The organism is Singulisphaera acidiphila DSM 18658 (assembly GCF_000242455.2).
Classification (GTDB): Bacteria; Planctomycetota; Planctomycetia; order Isosphaerales; family Isosphaeraceae; genus Singulisphaera; species Singulisphaera acidiphila.
The window spans coordinates 5876929-5890756 of record NC_019892.1 but is presented as its reverse complement, the minus strand read 5'-3'; the positions used below and the strand labels follow the sequence as shown (position 1 = coordinate 5890756).

General features: G+C 63.2%; 6 protein-coding genes. 5 read left to right on the top strand and 1 reads right to left on the bottom strand.

Annotation, left to right across the window (positions count from 1 at the left end; genetic code table 11):
* The first annotated feature begins 16 nt into the window (after window positions 1-16).
* Window positions 17-2992 carry a PVC-type heme-binding CxxCH protein gene (locus SINAC_RS23250; protein ID WP_015248025.1) on the top strand — a complete coding sequence of 992 codons (2976 nt, stop codon included), beginning with the start codon at window positions 17-19 and terminating at the stop codon, window positions 2990-2992.
* Window positions 2993-3052: 60 nt separating this feature from the next.
* Window positions 3053-4585, top strand: coding sequence for a glycoside hydrolase family 10 protein (locus SINAC_RS23245; protein ID WP_020467266.1), 1533 nt, complete (start codon window positions 3053-3055; stop codon window positions 4583-4585).
* A 153-nt stretch (window positions 4586-4738) separates the two neighbouring features.
* Here the strand turns inward: SINAC_RS23245 and SINAC_RS23240 are convergent, their stop codons facing one another.
* On the bottom strand, window positions 4739-6166 hold the full coding sequence (locus SINAC_RS23240; RefSeq protein ID WP_015248023.1) for a DUF1501 domain-containing protein: 1428 nt from the start codon (window positions 6164-6166) through the stop codon (window positions 4739-4741).
* 295 nt (window positions 6167-6461) lie between these two features.
* On the opposite strand from SINAC_RS23240, the gene SINAC_RS23235 reads away from it, so the two are divergent.
* The 3 genes from SINAC_RS23235 (at window position 6462) to SINAC_RS23225 (ending at window position 13807) form a co-directional block, all read left to right on the top strand.
* Window positions 6462-8288, top strand: a complete 1827-nt coding sequence (locus SINAC_RS23235; RefSeq protein ID WP_015248022.1) for a M3 family oligoendopeptidase — start codon at window positions 6462-6464, stop codon at window positions 8286-8288.
* A gap of 283 nt (window positions 8289-8571) precedes the next feature.
* Window positions 8572-9618, top strand: coding sequence for a DUF1559 family PulG-like putative transporter (locus SINAC_RS23230; protein ID WP_015248021.1), 1047 nt, complete (start codon window positions 8572-8574; stop codon window positions 9616-9618).
* Window positions 9619-10021: 403 nt separating this feature from the next.
* Entirely contained in the window at window positions 10022-13807 is a 3786-nt protein-coding gene (locus SINAC_RS23225; protein WP_015248020.1) for a diguanylate cyclase, read from the top strand.
* Window positions 13808-13828: the final 21 nt, after the last annotated feature.

Below are 13828 nucleotides of genomic sequence, written 5' to 3'. Positions count from 1 at the left end.
GAGGAAACCCCTACTCGTGAAACGGCCATTCCTCACCGTTCTCCTCCTCCTGCCCGCGTTCTCCGCCCTCGGCGCAGAGGCTCCCCTGCCCCGGACCAAACCACTGGAGCCGGCTGAAGCCCTCAAATCTTTCCGGGTCCTCGATGGGTTCCAACTCGACTTGCTCGCCGCCGAACCCTTGGTCATGGACCCGGTGGCCGCGGCTTATGACGAGGATGGGCGGCTCTTCGTCGTGGAGATGAGTGACTATCCGCACGTCGACCCCAAGAACGACAAGCCGTTTGCCGAGAACGCGGGGGACCCTCCCATCGGCCGCGTTCGCCTGCTGATCGACCGCGATGGCGATGGCCGGTTCGATGAAGGACACATCTTCGCCGACAAGCTCTCGTGGCCGACCGGCCTCGCCGTCTGGAAGGGGGGCCTCTTCGTCGCCGCCACGCCCGACCTCTGGTATCTCCGCGACAACGACGGCGACCATCGTGCTGACGAACGTCGCCGCGTCTTTACCGGGTTCCGCAAATACAACGTTCAAGCGGTCATGAACAACCTGCAATGGGGCCTCGACCACCAGATCTACGGCGCAGGCTCGAGCAACGGCGGCAAGATTCATCCCGCCGGTTCAGACAAGGCCGCCGGAGTCGATATCCTCCGCAAAGACTTCCAGTTCGATCCCCGCTCGGATCAGTTCGAGGCCATCTCGGGAGGGGCCCGCTTCGGGAATACGTTTGACGACTGGGGCAATCGCTTCCTCTGCGATATCCGCAACCCGGCCCAGCACGTCGTGCTTCCCGCCCGCGACATGGCGCGCAACCCCTTTCTGCCGGTCCCCCGCGCCCTGAACGACTCGGCCGACGCCGGCGACGCGATCAACCTGTTCCGGATCAGTGCCCCCGAACCCTGGCGTGAGCTACGTGCCAGGCGCTGGGCGGCAGTCGGAAAAGCGATGCCGCGCAGCGAGTTGGTCGGGGCCGGCTACCTCACTTCATCGAGCGGAGTGACCGACTACCGAGGGGACGCCTACCCCGAGTCCTTCCGTGGCAACCTGTTCCTCGGCGAGGTCGCCAACAACCTGATCCATCGGATGGCGGTCGAACCTCAAGGCGTGACCTTCCGGGCCCGCCGGGCGGACCAAAACGCGGAGTTCCTCGCGTCGACCGACACCTGGTTCCGGCCGGTCAACTTCGTGAATGCCCCGGACGGGACGCTGCACGTGCTCGATATGTACCGCGAGACGATCGAGCATCCCTGGTCGATCCCCGACGACATCCGGGCCCTTCTCGACCTGCGGAGCGGCGAGGATCGAGGACGGATCTACCGCCTCGCTCCTCCCCAGTTTCAGCGCCGGGATACGCCTCGGCTGAGCCAGGCCACAATCCCCGAACTGGTCCACCTCCTGGAGCACCCGAACGCCTGGCACCGTGACACAGCCCACCGGCTCCTCTACGAGCGACAGGACAAGGGGGCGATCCCGCTGCTGAAGCCGCTCAGCCGCGACGCCAAGGATCCGCGAACGAGGATGCACGCCCTCTACTCACTCGCGGGCCTCGATGCGCTCGCGGATGACGACCTCAAGGCGGCCGCTCTCGATCTGTCTTCCCACGTCCGCGAGCACGCGGTCCGGCTCGCCAAGCCGAAGCTGAGCGAGTCGCCCTCCCTTCGCGCCGAGGTCTTGCGACTGGCCGCCGATCCCGACTTGCGGGTCCGCTTCGAGGTGGCCCTCGCCCTCGGCGAGTTCCCCGGCGACGACGCCGCAACAGGACTCGCCACGATCGCCCGGCGCGACGCGGCCGACCCCTGGGTTCGGACGGCGATCCTCAGCGCCGCGATCGCAAACCCCGCCGGCCTCTTCGAACGGCTCTGGAGCGACCGCCCCTTCGCCGCAAGCGCCGAGGGCCTGTCCCTACTCCGCCCGCTCGCCCTGGTTGTCGGAGCACGGGCACAGCCCGACGAGATCGGCCGACTGCTCGATACCCTCGCGACCGGAGCGCCGGACGAGGCCGGAATCGAGGTGGCCCTCGGCTTTGGCGACGGGATTGCGCGAACCAAGCGCCGGCTCTCGGAGCTTCGGACAAACGCATCCCCCACCGCAATCGCCTGGCTCGATCGCCTGTTCCAGGACGCGGCGACCCGGGCGCCCGACACAACGATCCCCGCCGAACAGCGCGTCAAAGCGATCACGCTGCTCGGCCGGGGAGATTTCGAAGCGGCCCGGACCATCCTGCCCCCCCTGCTCGACCCGCACCAGCCGCTTGACGTGCAAGGGGCAGCGCTTCGGGCACTCGCCGGCTTCGACCGGCCCGAGGTGGCCGACCTCTTGCTCGCCCCTTGGAAAGGGTACACTCCTCCGCTCCGGAGCGAGGTCGTCGGCTTCTTGCTGGGGCGGCGGATCTGGATTCCCCCCTTGCTGAACGCTGTGAAACGGGGGATCGTCCCGGTCGGTCAGATCCCACCGACCCGTCGGGCGCTCCTCTTGCAGGACAGCGATCCCGCGATCCTCGAACAGGCGCAGGCTCTGCTTGGAGCCGAAGCGCCCGGCCCGCGAACAGAGGCAATCGCAAAGTACAAAGGGGCCCTTGACCGCCCGGGAGATCCAGGGCGGGGCAAGACGGTGTTCGAGCGTGAATGCTTTGCCTGCCACAAGCTGGGCGAGCGCGGGCACGCCGTGGGACCGAACCTCGCGGGGGTCCGCAAACGGACCCCCGACGAGATCCTGGTCAACATCCTTGACCCGAACCGCGAAGTCTCACCCGAGTTCCTGGAGTACAGCGTGGCCCTCGACGACGGTCGAGTCGTGACCGGACTCGTCGCCTCGGAAACCCCCTCCGGCGTCACCCTCCGCGCCCGCGAAGGGGTTGAACAGACGATTCTCCGTCGAAACGTCGAAGAAATCGCGAGCACGGGCAAGTCGCTGATGCCAGAGGGCTTGGAAAAAACCGTCAACCCTGCTGAAATGGCTGACTTGATCGCCTTCCTGCTCAGGATTCAGGATTGATCAAGAACGTGGTGTCCCCCCCAAGGTATGCATTTGTAGACGTAGGACGAGATGAAACTGATGCAACTTTCTTTGAAACCCACTTCCCGACTGGCGCTCCTCGCGCTCTTGACCCTGATCGGGTCGGCCGCGACGACGACCGCATCGGGTGCGGACCAGCCGCCGCCACTCCCCCGTGAGTTCCGGGCGGCCTGGGTCGCGACCGTCGCGAACATCGACTGGCCATCGAAACCAGGGCTCTCCACCGAGGTCCAAAAACGCGAGGCGATCGCGATCCTCGATCGCGCCCGCGACATGAACCTGAACGCGATCGTCCTGCAGATCCGCACGTCGGCCGACGCCCTCTACGACTCGAAACTCGAGACCTGGTCGGCCTTCCTCACCGGCGAGCAGGGCAAGCGACCGAGTCCCTACTACGATCCGCTCCAGTTCTGGATCGAGGAGGCCCATCAGCGAGGGCTTCAGCTCCACGCCTGGTTCAACCCCTTCCGCGCCCGGCTCCAAGGGGTCAAGTACAAGGAGTCGGCCGACCATATCAGCAAGACTCGTCCCGACCTCACCAAGGAATACGGTGGCTTCCTCTGGCTCGACCCGGGTGAGCCGGAGGCGCGAGAGCACACCTTGCGCGTCTTCATGGACGTGGTCAAACGCTACGACGTCGACGGCATCCATGTCGATGACTACTTCTATCCGTACCCGATCATCGACCCCGCAAACCCCAAGTCGAACAAAGAACTCGACTTTCCCGACGACGCGAGCTGGAAGAAGTATCAGGACTCGGGAGGTAAGCTCGAGCGCGGCGACTGGCGTCGCGATAACATGAACCAACTGATCGAGCGGATCTACCAGGGGATCAAGGCGGAGAAGCCGTCCGTCCTGTTCGGGATCAGCCCGTTCGGAGTTCCGAGGCCAGGCCAACCCAAGGGGGTCGTGGGCTTCGACCAGTATGAGAAGCTCTATGCCGACACCGTGCTCTGGCTCAACAAGGGCTGGTGTGACTACTTCGCGCCGCAGTTGTACTGGAAGATCGACGCCCCCGGGCAGCCGTTCCGCCCGCTTCTGAACCACTGGGTTCAAGAGAACAAGTCCAAGCGGCACATCTGGCCCGGCCTCACGTCCAGCCGGATCGGCAATGGCGAAAGGAGCTATGCTCCCGAAGAATTGCTCGGCCAGGTCGAGATCATCCGCCAGACGCCAGGGGCGACCGGCGAGATCTTCTTCAGCATGCGCTCGCTAATGGAGAACAAACGCGACTTCAGCGACAGCCTCAAGAAGGGCCTCTACCACGAGCCTGCCCTGATTCCGGCCTCCCCCTGGCTCCAACTCCCCGCCCCTGGCCTTCCCCAGGGCGAAGCCCACGCCGGCAAGGGCAAACTCGAGCTCACCGTCCAGGCCGGGCCGGGTGCCCCGCCATTCCTCTGGGCCGTCTCGGTCCGCCACGGCGAACACTGGACCGTCTCGCTCCATCCCGCAACCAACGGCCCGCTCGTAGTCGCTGACGACGCCAAAGAGCCGGCGGCTCAGGTCGCCGTCACCGCAGTGAGCCGGGCGGGGGATGCAAGCGACCCAGTCGTCCTGCCGATCTCTCGCTAAGATGGCCAAAAAATCAGAACTTGACCACGAATAACACGAAAGACACGAATAAAACAAAAGCAAAACCCAAAATTGATCAACACGATTTTGAGTTTTCAGTCATTGTCTTCATTCGTGTTATTAGTGTCATTCGTGGTTAAAATTCTCATTTTTTCAGGTGAGAATTGCCTCGATCGGCCGACCTCCGTGGGCAATCGCGATCGGTCGGCCGGTCAGGTCGAGGAGCATGAGCTCGGGGTCAACCCCCAGCAGATGATAGATCGTGGCCACAAGGTCGCCGGGCGTCACCGGGTGATCGGAGGGATAGGCGCCCGACTTGTCGCTCCCGCCCAGGACGAATCCTTCCTTGACCCCGCCTCCCACCATCAGGGAGAAGCCGCACTTGGGCCAATGATCGCGCCCCGCCGTGGCATTGACCTTGGGCGCCCGGCCCATCTCGCCCATGATCACCACGAGCGTCGAGTCGAGCAGCCCGCGACGGTCGAGATCCTCGATCAAGGCCGTACCGGTCTGATCGAGGTTCGGCAGGTTGAATGACTTGAGCATCCCGAAATTGTTGCTGTGCGAATCCCAGTGCCCCGCGCCGCGCGATTCGGTGGTGACGGCAACGAACGTGACTCCCGCCTCGACCAGCCGGCGCGCAATCAAGGCGCTCGTTCCGAAGAGGGAGGAACCATACTGATCGCGCACCGCCACCGGTTCGGTCGACAGGTCGAACGCGGCCCGGGCACGGTTCGAGGTCAAAAGGGATAGCGCCTTGCGTTGAAAGTGATCGAGGTTCTTGGCGTCACCTCGAGCTTCCAGTTGGCCCGTGGCCAGGTCGATCTGTTGCAGCAACGAATGACGCTTGTGAAGCCGCTCGATCGTCACGTCGGGCAAGTCTTCAAGCGAGGGGAGTCTCGGCACCCCTTGGGGCGCGATCGGGTTGTAAAATTCCTTGTCCTGGTTGAACTCCCGGTCGAACTTCGGGTCACAGACGGAGAAGACCGGATCAAACCGCCGGCCAAGGTAGCCGCCGTAAGGGCCCGCCCTGCGAAGGCCCTGGCTATAACCAGGGTGGGCCGGCAAGTAAACATGACAGGGCATGTCGGCCGCTTCCATGCCCAGGTACTGGCAGACCGAGCCGATCCCGGGATGGTCGCTCCGCTTGGTGAAGTAGTTCTCCTGGTCGTTGCCCCCGGTGAACCCGGTCAGCACGGCATACGGGTTGTGGCTGTTGTACGTGTGAGTCACCGACCGGATCAGGGTAGCCCGATGCATCCACTTCGCGGTCAAAGGGAGATGCTCGCAGATGCTCAGCCCGGGGACCGAGGTCGCGATCGGTTGAAACTCGCCACGGATCTCGACCGGGGCGTCCGGCTTCATGTCGAACATGTCGAGATGACTGGGGCCGCCGTACAAATTGATCAGGATCACCGACCGGATCCGACCGGCCGGCCGGCCCGCCCCCCCTTGCGCCTCGGCCTGGAGCAACCGCGGAAGCGTCATGCCCCCGAAAAGTGAGAGGCCGCCGGCCCGGAGCAGTTCGCGACGAGTCACCCCCGCACAGGTGGTCGTTCGCCCCCCCATGATCCGTAGCATGATCACCTCACCCTCGATGGTTGAACCGCCGGGCCTTCTTGAATGCACGACCCAAAATCCAACGATTCTTCAACATCGTAACGATAATGGCAAAGCGCATCAATCAAAACCATCGTGGACGGGTAAAGCTCGTGAAAATGGCCTCGAGGATCAATCGGGCGTCGTCCCCCTTGACGGGCGATCGCCTGGCCTCCGGATCCGGGACGCGCGTTGGTGTACAATGGCAAAGCCCGAAGGGAATCCCCCTTTGGGAAGGGATCACGGAAGTGAAGCGAAGTGGAGAGCGAGCACGATCATGACCCGATCGGAACGAGCGGCCAGCAGTGCGGACGGCATCACCTGGGACCTGGGCGACCTCTATTCCGGGGTGGATGACCCCCGGATCGAGCGCGACCTCGAGGCGTCGCTCCATCGCGCGCGGGCCTTCGAGACTTCGTACCGAGGCCAGATCGCCGTCAAAGGAGGGCCGACGACGGCCCTGCTCCTGGCCGCAGTCGTCGAGCTGGAAGGGCTCTCGGAGCAGATGGACCGGCCGATCGTCTACGCGAGCCTGCTCCACGCCGCGAAGACCGATGATCCCAAGCATGGCGCCTTGCTCGCGCGAACCAGGGAGCAGCGGGTCGCGATCAACAAGCACCTGATCTTCTTCGACCTGGAGTTGATCCACCTGCCCGAGGAGGTAGTCGCTTCACTCCTCAAGGCGCCGGAACTGGGTCGGTATCGCCACTACCTGGAGCGGAAGCAGGCCTGGAGACCCCACTACCTCGGTGAGGCTGAGGAGAAGGTCCTCGAGGAGAAAGATGTCACCGGCCGCGCGGCGTTTGTACGCCTGTTCGAAGAGACCCTCTCGTCGCTGACCTGCCCGTACGAACAGGACGGCCAGGTCGAGTCGCTCAGCCTGCAACAAGTCTTGGCCAAGCTCTACGACGCCGACCGCGCAGTCCGCAAGGCGGCCGCGGCCAGCCTGACCTCGGGCCTGCAAGGGAACTCACGGCTGCTCACCTTCATCTTCAACACGGTGATCCTCGACCATAAGTCGAACGGCGAGCTCCGTCACTTCTCCGGCCCAATGACCTCACGCCACCTAGCCAACGAGATTGACGACGCGACGGTCGAGGCGCTCATGAGTGCGGCCGAGCGGCACCACGAGACGGTCCATCGTTACTACCGGCTCAAGGCCAGGCTGCTAAAGCTCGAGGATTTGAGCGACTACGACCGCTATGCCCCCCTCTTCCCCGACTTGCCTGGGTGCGACTGGCCGACCGCCCGCCAGACGGTTGAGGCGAGTTACGGCGCATTCAGTCCCCAGGCCGGAACGATCATCCGCGAGTTCTTCGAGAACCGCTGGATCGATGCCGAACTGCGGCCGGGCAAACGGAGCGGAGCCTTCAGCAGCAGCGCGGTCCCAAGCGCTCACCCTTACATCCTGATGAATCACACGGATAAGCTCCGGGACGTCATGACCCTGGCCCATGAGTTGGGGCACGGCCTCCATCAGTACCTCTCACGCGAAGTCGGCTACCTCCAGTGCCACACCCCTTTGACGACCGCCGAGACCGCCAGCGTCTTCGGGGAAATGCTCACCTTCCAGCAATTGCTCATCAACCATCCCGACCCGAAAACCCAGCTCGCCCTGCTCTGCGGGAAGATCGAGGACAGCTTCGCCACGGTCTTCCGCCAGGTCGTTCTCACCCGGTTCGAACAGGCCCTGCACCAGGCGCGTCGCGACCAGGGGGAACTGACTACCGAGCAAGTCAACCAGCTCTGGATGGCCGCCAACCAGCCGATGCATGGTGATGCGGTCCGGCTCACGGAGGGGTACAGCTCATGGTGGCTCTATATCGGCCACTTCATCCGGTCCCCGTTCTACTGCTACGCCTACGCCTTCGGCGAACTCCTCGTCCTGGCGCTCTTCCGGAAATACCAGGAGGAAGGCCCCTCCTTCGTGCCCAAATACCTCGAGCTACTCGCCGCCGGCGGGTCCGATTCGCCGGACCGACTGCTCGCGAAGCTCGGAGTCGACGTGACCGACCCATCCTTCTGGGAACTCGGGATGGGGCTGCTTGACGACATGGTGACGCAAGCGGAAACCCTGGCGGAGCAGGTCACAGAACGTTCCTGATTCCCAAAGAGCGAACCGCCCCCGGCCGAACTCCTCAGAAATCTGACCCTTGCCGGGCGGGCACGGCCCACCCGGCAAGACACTGGCCTTTCCAATCCCGCCCTTTACAACCGTAAAAGCCCATCGCTACACTCGTAAAAGATCGGGTGAAAGCCGATGGCCCCAAGTTCTTCTTTCGCTCAACGCGTCTGGACGCTCCAAGCAAACGTCGGTGATGCGTAGGCTGCGTAAGCGGCCCGTGCAGCTCAGCGGAAACCCTGCTGGTTCCTTTGAGGAGAGTGCGATGACGACTTGGCCCACGGAACGGTCGCACCGGCGTGCATTCACGTTGATCGAGGTTCTGGTCGTCATCGCCATCATTGGCCTGCTGATCGCCTTGCTCTTGCCCGCCGTTCAAGCGGCCCGCGAGGCGGCCCGTCGTGCGCAGTGCGCGAATCACCTCAAGCAACTCGGGCTTGCCGTGCATAGTTACTGCGACATCAACGACGCACTCCCCCCCGCCGCGTCCACAGGGCCCGAATGGTCGAACAACTTCAGCATGAAGGTGCGCATCCTCCCCTTCCTCGAACAGGGTGCGTTGTTCGATTCGCTGAATATGTCCTTCTTTCAGGAGTCGGCGCCAAACGCGACCTGCCTGACGACGATGGTCAGCACCTTCCTCTGCCCGTCGGACGGGAACGTGCCGTGCGGCACCTATCCCGTCAGCGGACTCGCCCCCCGTCAGGTCGGCTATACCAGCTATCCCAACAACCTGGGCACGACCCCGACCAACAACGGCGGCCAGTATGACGGCCCAGCCTACTTCATGGGTGCCGCCGGCATCCCGAGCGTGGCTCGGCTCGCGCCCATTGTCACCCTGGCCAGTATCACCGACGGGACTGCCAACACCGCCCTCTGGAGCGAAATGGTCCGGGGGAAAAACGGGACCACGATTGAAGGCCCGAACCAGGTCTACCGCATGGCCATGTCCCCACCGGCGACGAACGCCTACGTCCCTCTCGTCATTTATCTGAACGCGTGCAGGAACGCGACGACACTCGCCGGGTTCGACTCCAAAGGACAAGTCTGGGGCAGCGATTTCGCCGCCCAAGGGGGAGGCTATTCGCACATCATGACGCCGAACCTGAAGGCCTGCCTGTTCCAGAGCCAGTCGCTGCCAGTTGAGTATTCGGCGCTGTGCGTGGGCGCCAGCTCGTTCCATCCGGGGGGAGTGAACGTCGGGTTCCTCGATGGCTCGGTTCGCTTCGTCAAAGACAGCGTCAACCCGCAAACCTGGTGGGGCATCGCGACGAAGGCGGGCGGCGAAGTGATCGACGCCGGCAGCCTCTGAGCCGTTCGATTCCCTCGTCGCGTTTAATGGGGCCCTAAAACCGCCTACCCTTGCGACAGGATGACATTTTCGCGAGGCAAACACTCCCTAGGCGATGGGACGATTCGCTTCGGAAGATACGCCCCCCACCCGCCTGAAAGAAACCCCAACCGGCGGACCTTCTGTACTGTCGTCCATGAACACAGGAGGTTTGTCTCCAGGTGGTCGGCAACCACGGTTGCAAACTCTGGGAACTGCAATTCGCAGTCTCTTGTAAAAGGGCAAACCATGTCCTAGTTTCACCGGGGAGACAACGCGAAGCGATCGAGAAGAGCACGTCTGTTTAGGCGGAGATCGCTGCCGGATCGATCTCGTTCGCTTTGCCAACCGATCGATTCGATGGCGACCACCGGAAACGCTGCTGATGGCGACCGAGAAACCTGATCCCGTCCATGACGCTGTCTCCTCGCCTGGAGAGCATACGCCGGGCCTGCTACGGTCCTTGCTAATTCAGGTCATCGTCCTCCCGTTGGTGCTCACGGCGATCCTCGCAGTGATCTTCCTAACGTCAACCGTCTCTCTGCTCAACACCTCGAAGCGAATTGAGCACACCAATCGCGTCATCGACCAGGCCCATCTCGTCCAGATGCTGCTCGTGGGTATGGAGAACGGCCTGCGCGGATACCTGATCACCGGATTGACCAGTTTTCTTGAGCCTTACAAATCCGCGAGCGGGGCGATCGATACCTCTCTGAACGAACTGGCCCGGTTGGTTGCGGATGAGCCGATTCAGACGAAACGGGTCACTCAGCTCCAAGAACTGACCAGGCGATGGACTCGCGACGCCGATGAGATGATCGTCTTGAAGCAAGAGGGCGTCGGAGTCCTCCCGAATCACGACTTGAACCCGGCGGGCAATTCGTTGATCGACGGGATCCGCAACCTCCTCAGCAAGTGTATTGCCGACGAGAAGGCTCAAAGCAATCGCTACGGCTATTCCACACGCGCGCTCGCGACGGCCGGGCTGATCTCGACAGGAATCGCGGCGCTGATCCTGGGCGCTGTCCTGTTCATCATCACACGGAGGCAACTGTTCGCGGTCTCCTCAGCCTATGAAATCGCCCTGGCGACACTCCGGGAGCGCTCGAGCTCCCTGGCCAGAAGCGAAGCCAGGTTCCAGGCGTTCATGGACTACAATCCGGCCGTGACGTTCATCAAGGATGACCGGGGACGTTACATCTACGGCAACAAAGCCTGGGTCAAACTCTTCGGCAAGCCGATCGAAGCGTTGCTCGGCCGTACGGATGAGGAGCTGAGAGGCCAAGAGACGGCGGAACTCCTGACGAAGAGCGACCGTGAAGTTCTTAGGACCCAAGCTTTTGTCAAAGCGGCCACGGAGACCTGCGACCAGGTCGACCAACCCCACCATTGGATTAGCCTGAAATATCCCATTGACGACGGGTCGGGACAAATCCTGATCGGGGGGATCGCGGTCGACGTGACCGAACTGCGCCGCGCGGAGCGGGATCTACGAATCAGCGAAGAGCGGTACACGCTGGCAATGCGCGGATCGAGCGCAGGGCTCTGGGACTGGAACTGCGACAACGACGTTCTCTACCTCTCCCCTCGCTTCAAGGAGCTCATTGGGTACGAGGACCACGAGGTGGAGAACACCCTGAAAAGCTTCGTCTCCTTACTTCACGACCACGACTGCGAGCGGGTCATGTTCGCTTTCAGCGAGCATCTCACGAGGCAGGCCCCCTACGACGTGGAGTATCGGCTCCGGAACAAGGCCGGTGTCTATCGTTGGTTCCATGCACGAGGCCAGGCGATCTGGGATCAGAACGGCAAGGCAACGCGGATGTCGGGATCGATCACCGACATCACCGCCAGGAAGCTCGCGGAAGAGGAAGTCCTGGCCCTCAATGCTCGTCTCGAGCGCCGGCTGCAACGACTCGCCTCGCTCCGCAGGATCGACTCGGCGATTACGGCCGGGCTCGACCTCCCAACGATCCTCAACCTTGTGCTCGATCAAGTCAAGGCACAACTTCATGTCGACGCTTGCGACCTCCTCTTGCTCGACCCGAGGACTCAGACGTTGGAGACCGCCGCGTCCTGGGGCTTTCGGACAGAGGCAATTGGCAATGCCCACGTGCCGCTCTGCCGCCACGGCGGGGGGCGGGTTGCCTTGGAACATCGTTCCATGCATATCGCGGACCTGAACCGGTCCGACGAGACCTTCGTTCGCGCGGCCGAGTTTGCGCAGGAAGGATTCGTCACCTACCACGCCGTCCCTTTATTAGCCAAGGGGGAAGTCAAAGGGATCCTCGAGGTCTTCCACCGTTCCCCGTTCGAGATCGATCAAGAGTGGTCCGACCTGCTGGAACTCCTCGCGAGCCAGGCGGCGATCGCGGTGGAGAATGTCAGCCTCTACGAGGGGCTGCGTCGCGCCAATACCGAGTTGACCCTCGCGTACGACGCCACGATCGAAGGCTGGTCGCACGCCCTGGACTTGCGTGACAAGGAGACCGAAGGGCATTGCCGGCGGGTCACCGAGATGACGGTTCGCCTCGCCCGGGCCATGGGCGTCGGCCAGGACGAGATCATTCAGATTCGCCGAGGAGCCTTGCTCCACGACATCGGCAAAATGGGCATCCCCGACCGCATCCTGCTCAAGCCCGGTCCGCTGAACGAAGAAGAATGGCAAATCATGCGGCAACACCCGGAGTATGCCCGAGACCTACTCTCTCGGATCCAGTTCCTCCGGCCGGCAATCGACATTCCCTTCTGCCACCATGAGAAGTGGGATGGCAGCGGCTATCCGCAAGGTCTGGCGGGTGAGGAGATCCCGCTCGCCGCGCGGATCTTCACCGTTGCCGACATCTGGGACGCGCTCAGCAATGACCGGCCCTATCGCAAGGCGTGGCCGCTTGGCCGGGTGATGGAATATATCGCCTCGCTGGCGGGAACCGCCCTCGATCCCTTGGTCGTTGAAACATTCCTCCGTCTCCATGCGAGCGGGCCGCACAGTGGCCTGGACCAGTCGGCCACCGAGTTACTCCGCACTTTCCCCACCAAGTCTTCCCTCGTTGAAAACGCCAGCATCGATCAAAACCACGAAGGAGCGCTCCAGCACTCGCGGAAAACGACCGCGGTCAAGCCGTTGCCGCACACAAACCCCTCGATCACGGTCCCGGTACCGTTCCGCTTCAGCGAATCCCCCCCCCAACCGGGACTGACCGTTCTCATCGCCGACGAAAACCAGGCCGCGGCGCACGTTCTACAACAAGGGCTCGAGGCGATGGGGCATCACGCGATCGTGGCCCTCGACGGTCACAAGGCCTGGCAAACGATCCGCCAGGATCGCGTCCAGGCCGTGCTCGCCGACTGGCATCTTCCCCTGATCGACGGCCGGGAACTCTGTCGGCGGATTCGCGGAGAGGCCAACCTGGCCGCAACCTACGTGATCCTCACCGGCGAACGGAACGAGGACCAGCAAGAGCTCGGGGAACTGCCGGCCGACGCGGACGACTTCCTGGCCAAGCCGATCGACCCGCGCGACCTGACCGCGCGTTTGACCGTGGCCCTCCGGTTCCTGAGAGCCGAGGAAATGATTCTCGACCGGACCGCCCAGGCCAAGCGGATGTACGTCGAACTCCGCGACCAGAACGAGCGGCTCGCCGAACTGGTCGCGACCGACCCGCTGACCGGCCTGAGCAACCGCCGCCACCTCCTCGAAGTCCTGGAAACTCAGGCGGCGCTGACCTTGCGACAGAAACAACCGTTGTCGCTGGCCATCCTCGACGTCGACCTTTTCAAGCAATACAACGACGACTACGGCCACCGGGCCGGCGACGAGGTGCTCTGCCGAATCGCCGACATTCTCCGCACCAACGTTCGCGCCTGCGACCTGGTGGCGCGTTACGGCGGAGAAGAGTTCATCGTGGTGATGCCGATGACGGCCGTCGACGGAAGCCGGGAAGTCGCCGAGCGGTTGCGATCGGCCGTCGCCGATTGGGCCTGGCCACTCCGGCCAATCACGTCGAGCGTCGGCGTCGCCACCATGACCCCCTCTTATCTCGACATTTCCAAACTCATGGAAGCGGCCGACCAGGCCCTCTACCGTTCCAAGCAACGCGGCCGCGACCGCGTCACCCACCGCGATGAGCTCTACCCCGCCGACGACGGAAAACTCCTCCAGCCCGCCTGATCAAGGACAGAGCATCACCCC